Source organism: Streptomyces sp. NPDC102467 (genome assembly GCF_044765445.1).
GTDB lineage: Bacteria > Actinomycetota > Actinomycetes > Streptomycetales > Streptomycetaceae > Streptomyces.
Window position 1 is genome coordinate 54696 of record NZ_JBIWKA010000015.1, and the last position, 16641, is coordinate 71336.

The window sequence follows — 16641 nt, forward strand, 5'->3', positions numbered from 1 at the left end:
GATCTCCGGATGCTAGAAACCGCTTACTCCCAGCGGTTCCTCCAGCATCCCGGAGCTCTTCATGACGTCGCAGTCCCCCTCCTCCCCGCTCCCGTCGGTCCCGGCCTGGTCCCGGCGCGGCTTCCTCGCCTCGACCGCGGCCGCCGGTGCCGCGCTCGCCGTCGGACTGCCGCAGCAGGCGGTGGCCGCCGGCGGGGACGGCGCGGCCGTGGCCGACGACGAGTTCGCCGCGCTGCGGGCGAAGTGGCGGGCGCTGTACCTCGGCGAGGGCTTCAGTCCGACCGCCGAGCCCTTCAAGTCGAAGCTCGCCACGCTGGGATCGCAGGCCAAGGCCTGGCGGGACGCGATGGCCCCGGCGGACGGCTCGCTCTGGCCCGACGCGGTGTTCGGCGACCCGGACCCCGACACGGACACCGAGTCGTACGGCTACTCGGAGAAGATCCAGACCAGTTACGACCGGGTCCGGGCGATGGCGGAGGCGTTCTGCCAGCCGGGCACCGGCCTCACCGGCGACGCGTCCCTCAAGACGGCCGTGCTCACCGCCGTCGACCACCTGAGCACGCAGGTCTACAACAAGTCCAAGGCCCAGTACGGGAATTGGTACAACTTCCAGATCGGCGCCCCGCAGCGGCTGCTCGACATCGCGGTCCTCATGTACGAGCACCTGAGCGCCGAGCAGCTGACGGCGGCGGTCGAGGCGGTCGACCACTTCGTCCCGGACTCGCTGGTGGGGAAGTACACGGGCACCAGCACCGGCGCCAACCGCATCGACCTGTGCCGCGTCCTCGCCCTGCGCGGCATCCTCGACGGCACCGCGGCGAAGGTCGCGCTGGCCCGGGACGCCATAGCGCCGGTCTTCCCGTACGTCACCTCGGGCGACGGCCTGTACGCGGACGGCTCGCTGATCCAGCACACGTACGTGCCGTACACCGGCTCCTACGGCGCGGTCCTCATCGACGGGCTGAGCAAGCTGTTCGCGCTCCTTGGCGACTCCACGTGGGCGATCACCGACAGCGGGCGGCAGATCTTCCTCGACTCGGTGGAGGACGCGTACGCGCCGTTCCTGCACGACGGACTGATGGTCGACAACGTGTCCGGGCGGGCGATCAGCCGAGGTCTGGTCGCCGCCGATCCGCTGAAGATCCAGCAGGACGACCACTCGCGCGGGCACGGGGTGATCGCCTCGATCCTGCTGCTCGGGCAGGGCGCGAGCGCCGAGGAGAACGCGCGGTGGCGGGCGCTCGCCAAGGGCTGGTTCACCCGCGACCGCTACAGCGACGTGACGACGGGCCGCACCCTCGGGGTCGCGGCGCTCTCCCGGGTCACGGCGGTGCTCGACGACTCCGCGGTGAAGCCCGCGGCCGAACCGACCGGGCACCACGTGTTCCCGTCGATGGCGCGGGCCACGCACCGCACCAAGCGGTTCACCGCGTCGGTGTCGATGTCGTCGAAGGCGATCACGTTCTACGAGAACGGCAACGGCGAGAACATCCGCGGCTGGCACACCGGTTCGGGTCTGCTCTCCTGGTGGGCCGAGGGCGACAGCGCCGGCGGCGGCCAGTACAGCGACGGCTACTGGCCGACCGCGGACCCGTACCGGCTGCCCGGCACGACGGTCTCGCGCAAGGTACTCGCGGACGCCGAGGGCGGGACATGGGGTGCGGCGCGGCCCGACACGACGTGGGTGGGCGGTGCGACGGACGGCACCTACGGGGCGCTCGCCCAGGATGTCCGGGGGGTGTCATCGACGCTGCGGGCGAAGAAGTCGTGGTTCTTCCTGGACGACGCGGTGGTCTGCCTGGGGGCGGGCATCACGAGCACCGACGGCGCCGGGGTGGAGAGTGTCTTCGACAGCCGCAACCTCGGCGCTTCGGGCACCGCGCGCCTGACGGTCGACGGCCGTCCGCAGCCGACGCGCGCCCCCTGGAACTCAGCTTTCCAGCAAACGCGTTGGGCTCATGTGGCCGGGCACGGCGGTTACGTCTTTCCCGGCGGTACGTCCCTGACGGCGCTGCGTGAGGAGCGTACGGGCACCTGGCAGAGCATCAACGGCGGCGGCTCGACCGACCCTGTGACGCGCCGGTACGTGACCCTGCTCGCCGACCACGGCACCGACCCCACGGACGCGTCGTACGCCTACATCCTGCTGCCGGGCGCGAGTGAACTGCGCACGGCCGCACGGGCGTTGGACCTCGGATGGCTGGACGTCGATGCCAACTCCGGTGCCCAGCAGGGTGTTCGGGTGCCGTCCCTCGGGTTCACCGGCGTGACGTTCTGGGAGGCAGGGACGGTCGGACGGGTGACGGTCGACGCGCCGCTGATCGTGCAGATCCGGGAGAAGCGGGACGGCACGGCGACCGTGTCGGTCAGCGATCCGAACCGTGCGGTGAAGGCGGCCACGCTGACCTGGCGGCGCCCGGTCAGGTCGGTGACGTCGAAGCCCGGTTCGGTGACGGGGGCCGAGCCGGGCCGGGAGCTGAAGCTCACGTTCGGCGACCTGAGCGCGACCGGTGGCGTCACACAGAAGGTGACCGTCCGGCTCGGCTGACCGGTGCGCCGCACGAGGCGCGCAGGTGCAACTCCGGGAGGATGTCGAGGTGTTGACCCGGCTCATGGGTGCCTGACGGCTCCGCGAGCCGGGAGAGCAGCAGTTCGGCGGCGCGCCGGCCCACCGTCCGCTTGGCCGGGGCGACCGCCGTCAGCGGCAGGTCCGCGAGGGCGGCGACCTCGTCGTCGTACGTGATCACGGACAGGTCCTCGGGCACGCGCACGCCGTGTGCGCGCAGCCGGGGCACCAGGACGATCGCGTCGGCGTCACTGTGCAGGATCGCGGCGCTCACCCCGCGCTCCTCCACCGCCTGGCGCAGGAACGCGAAGGTCCGCTCGAACCGTTCGGCCTCCGTTGTGTCCGCCCGCCCCGACACGGTCGGCTCGGGAACGGAGCGCAGCCCGAGCGCCTCCACCGCCGCCTCGTAGCCCCTCCTCAACTGGGCGCTGGTGGGCGACTCCTGGGCCGCAAGAGTGAGGGTGCGGTGGCCGAGCGAGGCGAGATGACGGACGGCCTCGGCGGCGCCGTGGGCATGGTCGGAGCGGACCCGGTCGAGGGCGGCGGCGGGGTGGCCGTGCGGGGCCGATCGCTCGACGAGGACCACCGGCACGGGCCGCTCGGTGATCCGCAGCCCCTCCCCCGCCCCCGGCACGCCACGGTCCCAACTGGGCGTCAGGAGCAGCCCGTCGGCCCCCGCCGCGAGCAGCCGGTCGACCTGCACGGAGTCCTCACCCGGCAGGTACCGCGACAGCGCGACGACGAGGCGGGCGCCGCGCTCCTCCACGGCCTCCCGGGCGCCGCGCACCACTTCCGCGTAGTAGTACTCGGTGGTCGGCACCACCATGCCGACCACCGTGCCCTCGATCAACCGGGCCGCGGGGAGCGGGAGTTCGGCCGTATCGCCGGGCCATACGACGGCGCCGTGCAGCCGCTGGAGCCGGCCCTGCACGGCGAGCGTCTCGACGTCGCGGCGCAGGGTGACCGGGGAGACGCCCAGCTCGCCGGCGAGGTCGGCGACGCGCAGCGTGCCGCGCTCCCGCAGCAGTTCCAGGACACGCGCGTGGCGCCGGTCGACGTGCAGCCGCATGAGTCCGGCCCCTCCCCGTTGGTTCCCTGCCCCGGTCCGCCCGCCTTCGCGGCGTCGGCCACATCATCGTATCGATCGAATCCGCTCAGAACGATCCGCCGGAACGATCCATCAGAACGATCGGTGGAGCGATCCGCCGGCCAGGCCGGAGTTCGGCTTGCGGATCATGAACACATCCACCGGGTCCTGCGACTCCAGGGTGAAACCGTGCCGCTCGTACAGCCGCCGCGCGGGGCTGCCCGTGAGCACGTTCAGGCGGACGGCCCGGGTCTCGGCGTCGGCCCGGTCCAGGAGGGCGCGCAGCACCGCCGATCCCAGGCCGCGGCCCTGGAGCGCGGGCGCGAGGTAGAAGTGCTCCAGCAGCAGCTCGTCCCCGTCGGGCCGCAGCGTGACGCAGCCGGCGAACGCACCGTCCGCCTCGACGACGGAGGTGAGCCCCGGCACGAAGGAGTCCCGGAAGCGCTGCCGCACGCGATGCGGGTCGTACCGTCCGAGCCGCTCGAGATCCGGGCGCATCACCACCGCACGGAGTTCGACGATGGCCTCGAGGTCGTCGGACCCGGCCGGGCGCAGCGACCAGGCAGGACGGCTCGTACTGGTGTTCACGGCCGCAGTATCTCAGTGCGCCGGCCGGGCCGACCGGGATCCGGTCACCCGGGCTGGGGCTGACCGGCGGCCTGATCCGGGGGCTGCCTCCTCAGATCGCCGAGAAGGCCGTCGAGGGCCTTGCCGAGGGCCTCGGAGTTGCCCGGGTCGAACCAGGTGGTGCGGATGCGTTCATTGTTCCCGTTCGGGGTCTCGTGGTCGGCTGCGAGCTGGTGCAAAGTTCGGTTCCCGTCACTCAGGGCCCGGCCGACACCTTGGAAGAGGCTGCGGATGTAACCGTCCGCGTCGTCCGCCGGGATGCCGTGGTCGACGGCCCACGACGTGAGGGTGGCGAGGTACCAGTAATGAGTCGTCAAGGTCCCTGTCAGCGCGGAGAAGACGTCGAACGCCGCCTCGTCCGCGACCGGGAGCACGCCGCCCAGGCCCTCGAACAGGGAGTTCACCACCGGGTGCGCCGGGTACGTCACCGTGACGGCGCGGCGTTCGCGTACGGCGGGCAGCGGAATGGCCCGTACCGGCGGGGCGTCGGTGGCGAGGATCCGGCTCAGCTCGTCGTTGCCGACGCCGGCCATGACGTTGACCACCACCTTGTCGCCGTCCACCCGCAGGCCGGCCAGGGCTCCGTGGCGGTCCGAGCGGCGGACGGCAATGATCACCACCTCGGAGCGGTCCACGACCTGCTGATTGTCGGCGCACACCCTTACGCCGTCGTAGCGCTCGGCCAACTCCGCGGCCGTGCGGGCTCCTCGGGGTGAGAGGTGGACCTCCGGCCGTCGACGTCGATCGACCTCTTCGCACAGGCCCGTCACGATGGCCCGGCCGATCTCGCCCACTCCGATGATGCCGATGCTCTTCATCACGTCTCCCCCGTCATGTCCCTCGCGGCCTTCTCCTGCTCTCCTGCTCTCCTGCCATCAGCCCCGCCATCAGTCCCGCAGGGAGGTACGGAGGAAGTCGAGGATCTCCGTACGCGCGGCCTCGGCCTGCGGTGCCAGGCCCGGCGTGCTGATGAACGCGTGTCCCGCGCCGGGGTATTCGGTGAGCCGTGTGGGTGTCCCGGCCGCTCGCAGTCGTTCGGCGTAGCGGCGGCCGTGGTCCGCCACCGCGTCGTGGGTCGGCACGACCACGAGCGCCGGGGCCAGCCCGGTCAAGTCGTCGGCGTACAGCGGCGAGAGCGGGCGGGGGTCGGTCCCCGGCGGGACGGCGAGCCGGCGGAACAGTCGCAGCTGCGGTGCGGCGAGGGACGGGCTGTGGCCGTACTCGGCGACCGAGTCGTGGTCGAGCATCGTCTCGGTCACGTCGACGGCCGGGTTGACCAGCACCTGTGCTCGCAGGCGCAGGCCGGTCTCCCGGGCCCGGATCGCGGCCAGGGCGCTGATCAACGCGCCGCAGCTCTCGCCGAACAGGGCCGTCCGCTCCGGGTCGATGCCCCACTGTTCGGCCTGGTCCATCACGTGCCGGAGTACGTCCCAACCATCGTCGATCGCGTCCGACAGGGGGCTGTCAGGAGCGAGGAGGCGGTGCTCGACCGAAACGACGACGGCGGGCAGTCGGGCCGCGACGTGGCTGGTCACCCAGTCGCACTGCACCGCCGTACCGACGAACCCGCCCCCGTGCACGTGCAGTACGAGTGGCAAGCCGGCCGCGGGAGCATCGTCGCCGTCGGGCCCCGGCGCCGGCCGGTACACCCGCACCGGAAGCTCGCGGCCCGGCAGGGCGACCTCCTGCCACTGGATCGTGGCATCGGTGTCCGGCTGCCCGAGGACCACCCGCGCCGCGTCGGACGCCCTGAAGCGGTTCTCCGCGTCCCGGTAGGCGATCAGTTCCTCCGCCGTGATCGCGTTCCAGTCCGGCTGCGGCGGCCTCTGGACGGCAGTGATCTCGCTCATGTCATCTCCTTGCGACGGCAGTTGCCCGCCTCGATAGTTTCGCGACTTGAGGTATCGAAACCTAAGGTAGCGTAAAGGGGTATCGTTCGCCCATGCCTTCGCCCAATTCCGCCAAACCGCCCGGCCGTCCGCGCACCGGAGTCAACGACGCGGTCTTCGCCGCGACGTTGAGCACGGTCCAGGAGCTCGGCTACGCGCGCGCCACCGTCGAGCGCATCGCCGCCGCGGCCGGCGTCGCGAAGTCGACGGTCTACCGGCGCTGGCCGTCCAAAGGCGCGCTGATCGTGGACTGCCTGCTGGACGCGTTCGGTCCGGCGCCGCTGAAAGGCGCCGGTCCCGCCGAGCTCATGTCCTCGACCATTCACTGGATCGCGCGGAAGATCGCCGAGCCCGGCGTGGGGGACGCGTTCGCCGGCGTGTTCAGTGACGCCGTCAGCGACCCGGCGCTGCGCGAGATCCTGTCCACACGGCTCCAGGACCCGTACCGGCTCGCGCTCCAGGAAGCGCTCGGCGAGCCGGAGCACCGGGTCCTGTTCTTCATCGACGTCGTGGTCGGGGTGCTGCTCCACCGAATGGGCATGACCGGCGAGCCGATGGCCGACGCCGATGTCGACGCGCTGGTCGACATGGTCCTGCCGCACTTCGCCGCCAGGTGACGACCCGCGGACGGGGCAGGGAGGCGCCGTCCGTGTATTCGCGCGCCCACCCTCATTCACCCTGCCGTCACCGGGAGTTCGACGCCGGGGCCGACTGTGTGCGCAGTTCACCTTTCCGCGCCTCAGGAGGCTTCATGCCCTCGCACGTCCCCGGCAAGCGCCGCGTCCGCCGCACCGTCGCGGCGGGGATACCGCTCGCCACCCTGGTCGCGATCGCCGCGGCCGGGACCGCGACGGGCGTCCCCACCGGGCACGCCGCGTCCCGCACGGCCGAGGTGACCGGGAGCTCGACGCTCGGCGACATACCGCTGGCCGCGTTCAGCAACGGCCTGCTGCCGGGCTCGGTGGACGACGACCGGGGTGTCGACCTCGGCGGCATCGGGTCCGACCTCTACCCGGCGGGCCGCAAGGGCGAGTTCTGGACGGTGACCGACCGCGGCCCGAACGGCCAGATCAAGGTCGACGGCACCAAGCGCCGGACGTTCCCGGTACCCGGCTTCGACCCGGCGATCGTGAAGATCCGTGTCACCGGCGAGCGGGTGAAGGTCCTGCGGTCGATTCCGCTGATCACGTCGTCCGGCAAGCCTGTCACCGGCCTGCCGAACCAGGAGGGCCGGGACGAGAAGCCGTACACGTCCGACGCGGGGACCCCGCTTCCGTACAACCCGAACGGTCTGGACACCGAAGGCATCGTGCGCGCCGCGGACGGGACGTTCTGGCTCGTCGACGAGTACGGCCCGTCGCTGGTGCATGTCTCCGCGCGCGGGAAGGTGCTCGCACGGCACGTGCCGAAGGGGCTGCACCTGAAGGGCGCCGGCTACCCCGTCGTCGAGTCGCTTCCGGCGATCCTGCTGCACCGCAAGACCAACCGAGGGTTCGAGGGGCTTGCCCAACTCCCCGGCGGTGACCTGGTGTTGGCCGTACAGAGCCCGCTGTCGCTGCCCGACGGGGCGGCCGGTGACGCCTCGCGCACCACGCGGCTCCTGCGGTTCTCGCCGAAGAAGAAGGCGGTCACGGCCGAGTACGCGTACCGCTTCGACCCGGTCGGCGTCGTCGACCCGGGCGAGGACGACACCTCCGAGCTGAAGATCTCCTCCGTGGTGGCGCTCGGCGACGACCGCCTGCTGGTCGAGGAGCGGACCGACAAGGCGGCCCGCCTTCAGGAGGTACGGCTCACCCGCCGCGCGAACATTCTGGGCGACGCGTGGGACGACGCCGGTACGTCGCCGTCGCTGGAACAGCTCGACGACCCGGCCGTCGCGGGGGTGCCGGTGCTCGGCAAACGGCTCGTGGTGGACCTGAACACGGTCGACGGGGTGCAGGACAAGATCGAGGGCGTGGCGCTCGCCGGACACGGCACCCTCGCGCTGATCAACGACAACGACTTCGGGATGACGGAAGGCGCGGGTGCGTTCGACGCGAACGGGCGGCTCGTGGACAGCGGCATCGAGACGAAGGTGACGTACGTGAGGCTGCCCGACGGAGCTTTCTGACAGACGCCCTGAACACCCGGACCGCGGACGTCAGGGCTGTGCGCCGGCTGTCTCCTCGATGGCCGGCATCGGCTCCCCACCCGGATGCCACGCGTCGAGAAACGCCGCCTGCCGGGACACCCGTTGCGACGGTCCCGCGCCAGAACCGGCTCAGGGCAGCAGGGTCTCTATGTCGCTGGGCAAAAGGCCGCTGGGGAGTCTGCTGGGCAGTTCAGTCGGGATCTTCGACGGCAGGCCGCTCGGGAGTTCACTGGGCAGGGCGCTCGGCAGACCGCTCGGGATGCTGAACGACGGTGAAGGCGCGCCCGAACGGCTGCTCCTGTCGGGCGAGGGCTTGTCGTCGCCGCCCGTGGAACGCGCCGCGACGAGCACGACGGTGCCGACGATCACCACGACAGCGACCAGCACGGCTATCAGGAGGAGAGGGCGCCGCCCGGGGCGCTGTGGCCCCTCGGGTGGGGGCGCACCGAACGGCCCGCCGGACGGCGGGCCGAACCCGCCGCCGGTGGGCGGCCGATCGCTGGGCGGCGGGGGTGGGTGCGGCGGAGGCGGGGGCGCGGACATACCCCCAGAATCCCCGCCCGGGGGGCCGATGCGCGACCCCCTGACGGGAGTTGATGTCCGCGGCACCCCAGTGGCGTTCGCCGCACCCCGGTGGCATTCATGGCGTCCGGATGGCGTTCGCCGCACCCCAGTGGCGTTCGCCACGCCCCGGTGGCGTCAGCCGCGCGCGCCCAGCAGGTGGTCCATCGCCAGCTGGTCGAGGTGCTCGAACGCCATACCGCGTTCAGCGGCGGCCGCGACGTCGAACTCCTCGAACGCGCTCTTGTCCGCGAGGAGGCCGGCGACCCCGTCGGCCGCGGTCGGCTGCGCCAGTTCGTCCAGCCGGGACGCGCGCAGCGCCTCCTGCACCTCGGGGTCGGCGCGGAAGGCGGCCGCCCGGTCCTTGAGGATCAGGTAGTTGCGCATGCAGCCCGCGGCCGACGCCCACACGCCGTCGAAGTCCTCGGTCCGCGGCGGCTTGAAGTCGAAGTGCCGCGGCCCCTCGTACCCGGCGGTCTCCAGCAGGTCGACGAGCCAGAACGCGGCGCGCAGGTCGCCGGCGCCGAAGCGCAGGTCCTGGTCGTACTTGATGCCGGACTGGCCGTTGAGGTCGATGTGGAAGAGCTTGCCCGCCCACAGGGCCTGGGCGATGCCGTGCGGGACGTTCAGGCCCGCCATCTGCTCGTGGCCGACCTCGGGGTTGACGCCGTACATCTCCGGGCGCTCCAGGCGCTCGATGAACGCGAGAGCGTGACCGACGGTGGGCAGGAAGATGTCGCCGCGCGGCTCGTTCGGCTTGGGCTCGATGGCGAACTTGAGGTCGTAGCCCTGCTCGATCACGTAGTCACCGAGGAGGTCGAAGGCCTCCTTCATGCGGTCAAGGGCGTCACGGACATCCTTGGCGCCACCGGACTCGGAGCCCTCGCGGCCGCCCCACGCGACGTACGTCTTCGCGCCGAGCTCGGCGGCGAGGTCGATGTTGCGGATCGTCTTGCGCAGCGCGAAGCGGCGTACGTCCCGGTCGTTGGCGGTGAAACCGCCGTCCTTGAAGACCGGGTGCGTGAACAGGTTCGTGGTGGCCATCGGAACGACCAGGCCCGCGGTGTCGAGGGCCTGACGGAAGCGCTTGATGTGGGACTCGCGCTCGGTGTCGGAGGCGCCGAAGGGGATCAGGTCGTCGTCGTGGAACGTGACGCCGTACGCGCCGAGCTCGGCCAGGCGCTGCACGGACTCGACGGGGTCGAGGGCGGGCCGGGTGGCGTCGCCGAACGGGTCGCGTCCCTGCCAGCCGACGGTCCAGAGGCCGAAGCTGAACTTGTCGTCGGGGGTGGGCTGGTACGTCATCTTGCGGCTCCCTCGCCGGTCGCGGGCGGCATGGCGATGTCATGCCGCCCACCTATTTCGTCATGGCGCTTTACAAATTAGTATGCGAGCACGCGTCTGGGAAGGGCTGACGGGTATCGGGCCCGGTATCGAGCCTGATATCCCGTTATCGGACCCGGTATCGGACCTTCTCGGTCGCGTCTCGCTCATGGGAACGCCGGAAAATCAGGAGAGCCGCATGTCAGCTGCCGATGGGCCCGTCGGGCCGTATGTCGTAGGGGTGGACAGTTCCACGCAGTCCACGAAAGCCCTGGTCGTCGATGTCGCCACGGGCGCCGTCGTGGCCAGTGGGCAGGCACCGCACACGGTGACCTCGGGCGCCGGCCGCGAGAGCGACCCCGAGGAGTGGTACACCGCGCTGCGCTCGGCGCTCGCCCAGTGCGGCGACGCGGCGCGCCGCGCCTCGGCCGTGTCCGTCGGCGGTCAGCAGCACGGGCTGGTGACCCTCGACGCGCAGGGAAAGCCCGTGCGTCCCGCGCTGCTGTGGAACGACGTGCGCTCCGCGCCACAGGCCCGGCGCCTGGTCGACGAGCTGGGCGGGGCCAAGGTGTGGGCGGACCGGTTCGGCAGCGTGCCCGGCGCCTCGTTCACCGTGTCGAAGTGGGCGTGGCTGGCCGAGCACGAGCCGGCCGCGGCCCGCGCGACGGCCGCGGTACGCCTCCCCCACGACTACCTGACCGGGAGGTTGACGGGTGCGGGCACGAGTGCGGGCACGACCGACCGGGGCGACGTGTCCGGCACCGGGTGGTGGGCGTCGGCGACCGAGGCGTACGACGAGGACGTCCTCGGGCGGGTCGGGCTCGATCCCGCCCTGCTGCCGAGAGTGGTCGGGCCCGGCGAGGTCGCGGGCACGGTCCACGTCGCCGAGGGTGAACTCCCTTTCGCCAAGGGCACTTTGGTCGCCGCGGGCACGGGGGACAATGCTGCCGCCGCGCTCGGCCTCGGCCTCCTGCCGGGCACGCCCGTACTGAGCCTGGGCACCTCGGGCACGGTGTACGCGGTGTCGCGGCGCCGCCCCACGGACGCGAGCGGCACCGTCGCCGGGTTCGCGGCCGCCCACGGGGACTGGCTGCCGCTGGCCTGCACACTGAACTGCACCCTTGCCGTGGACCGGATCGCCGCGCTGCTCGGCCTGGACCGGGAGGCCGTCGAAGCGGGCGGCGCGGCGACGATCCTGCCCTACCTGGACGGCGAGCGGACACCCGATCTCCCGCACGCCGCCGGCCTGTTGACCGGCCTGCGGCACGACACGACCGGCGGGCAGCTGCTGCAAGCGGCGTACGACGGAGCCGTGCACGCGCTGCTCGGCGCCCTCGACCGTGTCCTGGACGACGAGGCCGACCGGTCCGCTCCGCTGCTGCTGATCGGCGGCGGCGCGCGCGGCACGGCCTGGCAACAGACGGTGCGCCGCCTCTCGGGGCGGGCCGTCCAGATCCCCGAGGCCCGCGAACTCGTGGCGCTGGGCGCCGCCGCGCAGGCCGCGGGCCTGCTGACCGGCGAAGACCCGGCGGCCGTGGCCCGGCGCTGGAACACCGCGCGCGGCCCGGTCCTCGACCCCGTGGAGCGGGACGACGCGGCGCTGGAGCGGATCTCGGGGGTCCTGGCGGGCGCGGCGCCGCTGCTGGAGGGGCCGTGAACCGGGGCGCTCCGAGCGCCGGGCGCGCGGTCGGGCCGCGCACTCCGGACCTGGGCGCGGCACTGTCCGCGCGCCCTGGGAACATGAGCGCATGACCGCACCATTGCACCGGCCCAAACCGGGGACGCCCGACAACCAGCAGGGCATGCGCCGCCGCAACCTGTCCCGCGTGATGCACGCGGTCGCCGCCGAGGGCCCGTTGTCCCGGGCCTCGGTGGCGGGCCGCATCGGGCTGACCCGGGCCGCGGTCTCCACCCTGGTCGACGAGTTGATCCGGGCCGGTCTGCTGGAGGAGCTGGGGCCGCAGCGGCCCGGCGGTGTGGGCCGCCCCGGCTCCGCGCTCGCGGTCAGTGGCCGGGGCCCCGCCGGGCTCGGCGCCGAGGTGGGCGTCGACCATCTGGCGGTGTGCGCGGTGGATCTGCGCGGCGAGGTGCGCGCCCGCGCCGAGCTGCGGGTCGGCAACCGGGGGCGCGCGCCGGGCCCCGTGCTCAGTGATCTCGCGGTGCTGGTGCGGCAGGTGACCGAGGAGGCCGCGGCCGCGGGGCTGCGTCCGGCGGGGCTCGCCGTCGCGATGCCCGGTCTGGTGGCGCGCGGCACCCACACCGTGGTCCGCGCCCCCAACCTGGACTGGCACGACACGGACGTGGCCGAGCTGCTGCCGTTCGAGGTGCCGCTGCGGGTCGACAACGAGGCGAACTTCGGCGCCCTCGCCGAGCTCTGGCTCGCCGCGGAGTCCCCGGCGGACTTCCTGCATGTGTCCGCGGAGATCGGCATCGGCGCCGCCCTCGTCGTGGACGGCCAACTCCTGCGCGGCACACGGGGGTTCGCGGGCGAGCTCGGTCATATGCCGGTACGTCCCGAGGGCCCGGCCTGCCCGTGCGGCGGGCGGGGCTGTCTGGAGCAGTACGCGGGCGAGGAGGCGGTGCTGCGCGCGGCGGGCGTCGCACCGGGCGCGGACCGCGTGTCGCTGCTCGCCGAACGGGCCGCGGCGGGCGATGCGGACACCCGGCGTGCGCTGCGCGGCGCCGGCACCGCACTGGGTATCGCGCTGACCGGCGCGGTGAATCTGCTCGACCCGCGCGCGGTGGTGCTGGGCGGCGCGCTCTCCCGCCTCGCGCCGTGGCTGCTGCCGTCTCTGGAGCGGGAGTTGACGCGCCGCACGGCTACTCCGGCGGACGGGGTCGCCGTCTCCCGGTTCGGCTCGGACGGCCCGCTCCTCGGCGCGGCGCATTCCGTGGTGCGGGCGGTGCTCGACGATCCGATGGGCGTGGCGCAAGAGGCCTGAATCACCGTCCGCGGCGGCCTGAATCACCGCCCGCGGCGACCTGGGGCCACCCTCCGCGGCGGCCTGTCCGCGACGGCCGCCGCCACTGGTTCGGACCTCTGACGTGCAGTTGTTCACATTGGCCGCGTTGTCCACAGGTGCACCGCGCCCTCTTCCGCCGCAACCTGCGAGCCCCGTACCGTACTTCAGGCGAGGCGCCGCGCCGTCCTTCCGACGGAGTGGCGCCGGGTTCTGCCCCCCGAACGTTCGCCGCTGTCCACGGAGCGGAGCTCAGCCGATATGACCGACCCCAGGATGCTCACCGTCCGGCCCGAACCCGGCACGTACGCCTGGACGTTCGGTGGCGCGCCGCCGATCGCGCGCATCGCTCCGGGCACGGTCCTGGATCTGTTCACCGAGGACTGTTTCGCGGGCCGGGTCCGCTCGGAGAAGGACCTCGTGTCGCAGGTGTGCGAGTTCCCGTACCTCAATCCCCAGACGGGCCCCTTCCACATCGAGGGTGCGGAGCCGGGTGACACGGTCGCGGTGCACTTCGTGTCGGTGGAGCCCGCCCGGGACTGGGCGGCGTCCACGACGGTGCCGTTGTTCGGCGCGCTGACGTCCACGCACAGCACTGCCTCGCTCCAGCCGCCGCTGCCCGAGACGGTCTGGATCTGGGAGCTCGACCGCGACCGGCGCACCGCTCGATTCGCCGCGCGGGACAGCGAGTTCACGGCGGAACTGCCGATGGACCCGATGCACGGCACGGTCGGCGTCGCACCGGCCAACCTGGAGGTGCGCTCCGCACTGGTGCCGGACGCCCACGGCGGGAACATGGACACGCCCGAGATGCGGGCGGGCGTCACCTGCTATCTCGGGGTGAACGTCGAGGGCGCGCTGCTGAGCCTCGGTGACGGGCACGCTCGACAGGGCGAGGGCGAGACGTGCGGGGTCGCCGTGGAGTGCGCGATGCGGACCGTCGTCGTGGTGGAGCTGCTCAAAGGCGTGGCGACACCGTGGCCGCGTATCGAGTCGGACACGCACATCATCTCGACGGGCTCGGCGCGCCCGCTGGAGGACGCGTTCCGAATATCCCAGCTCGACCTGGTGCGATGGCTCGTACGGGACTACGGCTTCAGCGAGTTGGACGCCTACCAGTTCGCCACGCAGACCGTGGAGTCGCCGCTGGCCAACGTGTGCGACACCAATTACACGTGCGTCGCCAAGCTCCGCAAGGAGTGGCTGCCGGCGCGCGAGACGCACCGCGGAGTGCACGCGCGGCTGCGTGAGATCGCGGCGACACTGCCGCACCCCGGGCGCTGACCTTTCGGCGCCACCGGTTCCCCCCACCGTCCGAGCCATCCAACCGAACCGTTCATCCGAACTGTTCACCCGAACCGTTCATCCGAGCCGTTCTTTCGAGAGGCAGGATCGCCATGGACCGAGCAAGAGACCTCCCCCACCCCAGCCGCCGCCGTCTCCTCCAGGCCGGGGCGCTGGCCGCCGCTGCCGCGGTGCCCGGCGCGCTGCTGCCCGCGGGCCGGGCCGGAGCGCAGGCGCAGGCCGTCGACTACCCGGCGGCCCAGTCCGTCCCCGCGAGCACCTCCAACTACACGGTGTCCAACCGCCCTTCGACGTATCCCGTCGACTACGTGATCATCCATGTCACGCAGGAGACGTACGCCGACGCCGTCAAGATCTTCCAGAACCCCGCCAAGCAGGTCTCCATCCACTACCTCGTACGCTCGGCCGACGGGCACATCGCGCAGTGCGTCCGGGAGAAGAACGTCGCCTGGCACGCGGGCAACTGGGACTACAACACGAGGAGCATCGGCATCGAGCACGAAGGCTGGGTCGACCAGCCCGAGTACTTCACCGACGCGATGTACGAGCAGTCGGCGGCCCTGACGGCCTCGGTCTGTGCGCGATACGGCATTCCGATGGACCGCGAGCACATCATCGGCCACGTCGAGGTCCCCGGAACCGACCACACCGATCCGGGCCCCTACTGGGACTGGTCGCGCTACATCAGGATGGTCAACTTCGCCTGACACTCCACGCCCCACGGCATGCGCCCCCTCGGGCGACCGTGCCCGGCTCCTTGTCGACGCGCGCCTGCCGGGCGACGATGTCCTCACCGCATCGCCGTCCTGGAGGCCGAGTTGACCGATCCCTGGGTGGCCCTGGAGCCGGGTGCCGATCCCTCCGAGCGGGTCCGGGTGCTGCGCCGCGCCCACGACAGGTTCACCGCGGCGGGCACCATGGCCCGTCCGGTGCGCCCGGTGGTCGCCGACTCCTGGCGCCGTTCGGCGGGCGCGCACGTCAGCCCGGACGCCGCCGCGTCGGTGGAGCTGACCGACGGGGACCTCGGGGCGTATCGCGCGGAGCATCCGCTGTCCCGGGTGATGCCGTTGTTCCGTGAACTGATGGGCACGTTCGCGACCGACGGAGAACATCTCCTGGCCGTGTGCGACGCGCAGGGCAGGCTGCTGTGGGTCGAGGGGCACCCGGCCACCCGGCGGCGGGCGGGCGGGATGAACTTCGTGCCGGGCGCCCGGTGGTCGGAGTCGGCGATGGGGACGAACGCGCCGGGTACGGCGGTCGCCGTGGACCGGCCGGTCCAGGTGTTCGCCGCCGAACACTTCATCCGCAGCGTGCAGCCGTGGACGTGTGCGGCGGCCCCGGTGCACGACCCCCGCTCGGGCCGGCTGCTGGGCGCGGTCGACATCACCGGCGGGGACGGCCTCGCGCATCCGCACAGTCTCGCGTTCGTGCAGGCCGTGGCCCGCGCCGCGGAGTCCCAGCTCGCGCTGCTCTCGCCCCTGCCGACGGCCGGTCCCGGCCTGCGGCTCAGCGTGCTCGGCCGTGACGAGGCGTTGCTGGTCACGGAGGCCGGCCACAAGATCCGGCTCAGCCGCCGCCACAGCGAGCTGCTCGTCCTCCTGTCCCGCCATCCCGAGGGGCTGACCGGCGACGAGCTGATGTGCTTCCTCTACGAGGACGAGTCGGTCACACCGGTGACGCTGCGGGCCGAACTGGCGCGGCTGCGCCGGGTGTTGGGCCCCGGCGTGCTGACGTCCAGGCCCTACCGTCTCGCCGTCCCGGCCGACTCGGACCTGACGACGGTCGAGCGGCGCCTCGGCTCGGGCGCGGTGACGGCAGCGGCCTCCGCATACAGTGGTCCGCTGCTCCCGGCCTCGCGGGCCCCGGCGGTGGCCCGGATCCGACGCAGGCTCGCCGACGGGCTGCGGGCGGCGCTCATCGCGCGCGGCGACCCGGACCTGCTCGCGGACTGGGCGCACGCTCCGTGGGGCGAGGACGACCTCGACGTATGGCAGGCGCTGGCGGCGGTCGGCCCGACCCCGCCGATCCTGGCCCGGCTCGCCGCACTCGACGAGGAGCAGCGCGCCCCGAAAGACCCGTACGCAACATAAAGGCCCCGTACGCAACGTAGAGGCCGCGCACGCAACGTAGCTGCAACGTTCCGCTTCCTAGCCTCCGGGACGACGGCTGCCCAACGGCGGGCAGCCCGCACG

Annotated in this window: 14 protein-coding genes; 8 read left to right on the forward strand and 6 right to left on the reverse strand. The window is 72.5% G+C overall.

Going from position 1 to position 16641, the window contains the following annotated elements; translation table 11 throughout:
• The first annotated feature begins 61 nt into the window (after positions 1–61).
• Entirely contained in the window at positions 62–2548 is a 2487-nt protein-coding gene (locus ACIREE_RS29435) for a polysaccharide lyase 8 family protein (RefSeq protein WP_404158568.1), read from the forward strand.
• Here ACIREE_RS29435 and ACIREE_RS29440 read toward each other — a convergent pair.
• The 4 genes from ACIREE_RS29440 to ACIREE_RS29455 form a co-directional block, all read right to left on the reverse strand.
• Positions 2517–3635: a substrate-binding domain-containing protein gene (locus ACIREE_RS29440; protein WP_404158570.1), complete on the reverse strand. Its 1119-nt coding sequence runs from the start codon at positions 3633–3635 to the stop codon at positions 2517–2519. The genes ACIREE_RS29435 and ACIREE_RS29440 overlap by 32 nt on opposite strands.
• Before the next feature lie 111 nt (positions 3636–3746).
• The gene (locus ACIREE_RS29445; protein ID WP_404158573.1) at positions 3747–4241 is read right to left on the reverse strand and encodes a GNAT family N-acetyltransferase; all 495 of its coding nucleotides are present in this window, start codon (positions 4239–4241) and stop codon (positions 3747–3749) included.
• 44 nt (positions 4242–4285) lie between these two features.
• Positions 4286–5098, reverse strand: a complete 813-nt coding sequence (locus ACIREE_RS29450) for an NAD(P)-binding domain-containing protein (RefSeq protein WP_404158577.1) — start codon at positions 5096–5098, stop codon at positions 4286–4288.
• A gap of 69 nt (positions 5099–5167) precedes the next feature.
• Entirely contained in the window at positions 5168–6130 is a 963-nt protein-coding gene (locus ACIREE_RS29455; RefSeq protein ID WP_404158579.1) for an alpha/beta hydrolase, read from the reverse strand.
• Between the two features lie 92 nt (positions 6131–6222).
• Between ACIREE_RS29455 and ACIREE_RS29460 the strand changes: the two genes are divergently transcribed.
• Both ACIREE_RS29460 and ACIREE_RS29465 read left to right on the forward strand, forming a co-directional pair.
• Positions 6223–6786: a TetR/AcrR family transcriptional regulator gene (locus ACIREE_RS29460; protein ID WP_404158582.1), complete on the forward strand. Its 564-nt coding sequence runs from the start codon at positions 6223–6225 to the stop codon at positions 6784–6786.
• Positions 6787–6920: 134 nt separating this feature from the next.
• The gene (locus tag ACIREE_RS29465) at positions 6921–8279 is read left to right on the forward strand and encodes an esterase-like activity of phytase family protein (RefSeq protein WP_404158585.1); all 1359 of its coding nucleotides are present in this window, start codon (positions 6921–6923) and stop codon (positions 8277–8279) included.
• A gap of 150 nt (positions 8280–8429) precedes the next feature.
• On the opposite strand, the gene ACIREE_RS29470 is transcribed toward ACIREE_RS29465, so the two are convergent.
• Together ACIREE_RS29470 and xylA are read right to left on the reverse strand one after the other, a co-directional pair.
• Complete coding sequence (locus ACIREE_RS29470) at positions 8430–8687, reverse strand: hypothetical protein (protein ID WP_404158588.1); 258 nt, start codon at positions 8685–8687, stop codon at positions 8430–8432.
• Between the two features lie 312 nt (positions 8688–8999).
• Positions 9000–10166, reverse strand: coding sequence for a xylose isomerase (gene xylA / locus ACIREE_RS29475; protein WP_404158591.1), 1167 nt, complete (start codon positions 10164–10166; stop codon positions 9000–9002).
• Between the two features lie 217 nt (positions 10167–10383).
• Here xylA and xylB point away from each other — a divergent pair, with 217 nt between their 5' ends.
• The 5 genes from xylB to ACIREE_RS29500 all read left to right on the forward strand — a co-directional run bounded on the left by xylB (position 10384) and on the right by ACIREE_RS29500 (position 16539).
• Complete coding sequence (gene xylB / locus ACIREE_RS29480) at positions 10384–11841, forward strand: xylulokinase (RefSeq protein WP_404158594.1); 1458 nt, start codon at positions 10384–10386, stop codon at positions 11839–11841.
• 91 nt (positions 11842–11932) lie between these two features.
• Entirely contained in the window at positions 11933–13126 is a 1194-nt protein-coding gene (locus tag ACIREE_RS29485) for an ROK family protein (RefSeq protein WP_404158597.1), read from the forward strand.
• Between the two features lie 279 nt (positions 13127–13405).
• Positions 13406–14428 carry an acetamidase/formamidase family protein gene (locus tag ACIREE_RS29490; protein ID WP_404158600.1) on the forward strand — a complete coding sequence of 341 codons (1023 nt, stop codon included), beginning with the start codon at positions 13406–13408 and terminating at the stop codon, positions 14426–14428.
• A gap of 113 nt (positions 14429–14541) precedes the next feature.
• Positions 14542–15156, forward strand: a complete 615-nt coding sequence (locus ACIREE_RS29495) for an N-acetylmuramoyl-L-alanine amidase (RefSeq protein ID WP_404158603.1) — start codon at positions 14542–14544, stop codon at positions 15154–15156.
• Positions 15157–15267: 111 nt separating this feature from the next.
• Positions 15268–16539, forward strand: a complete 1272-nt coding sequence (locus ACIREE_RS29500) for a GAF domain-containing protein (RefSeq protein ID WP_404158606.1) — start codon at positions 15268–15270, stop codon at positions 16537–16539.
• Positions 16540–16641: the final 102 nt, after the last annotated feature.

Coding starts and splice junctions, on each gene's coding strand:
- ACIREE_RS29435 (WP_404158568.1), top strand. CDS start 62: ATGACGTCGCAGTCCCCCTCCTCCCCGCTCCCGTCGGTCCCGGCCTGG.
- ACIREE_RS29440 (WP_404158570.1), bottom strand. CDS start 3,635: ATGCGGCTGCACGTCGACCGGCGCCACGCGCGTGTCCTGGAACTGCTG.
- ACIREE_RS29450 (WP_404158577.1), bottom strand. CDS start 5,098: ATGAAGAGCATCGGCATCATCGGAGTGGGCGAGATCGGCCGGGCCATC.
- ACIREE_RS29455 (WP_404158579.1), bottom strand. CDS start 6,130: ATGAGCGAGATCACTGCCGTCCAGAGGCCGCCGCAGCCGGACTGGAAC.
- ACIREE_RS29460 (WP_404158582.1), top strand. CDS start 6,223: ATGCCTTCGCCCAATTCCGCCAAACCGCCCGGCCGTCCGCGCACCGGA.
- ACIREE_RS29465 (WP_404158585.1), top strand. CDS start 6,921: ATGCCCTCGCACGTCCCCGGCAAGCGCCGCGTCCGCCGCACCGTCGCG.
- xylA (WP_404158591.1), bottom strand. CDS start 10,166: ATGACGTACCAGCCCACCCCCGACGACAAGTTCAGCTTCGGCCTCTGG.
- xylB (WP_404158594.1), top strand. CDS start 10,384: ATGTCAGCTGCCGATGGGCCCGTCGGGCCGTATGTCGTAGGGGTGGAC.
- ACIREE_RS29485 (WP_404158597.1), top strand. CDS start 11,933: ATGACCGCACCATTGCACCGGCCCAAACCGGGGACGCCCGACAACCAG.
- ACIREE_RS29490 (WP_404158600.1), top strand. CDS start 13,406: ATGACCGACCCCAGGATGCTCACCGTCCGGCCCGAACCCGGCACGTAC.
- ACIREE_RS29495 (WP_404158603.1), top strand. CDS start 14,542: ATGGACCGAGCAAGAGACCTCCCCCACCCCAGCCGCCGCCGTCTCCTC.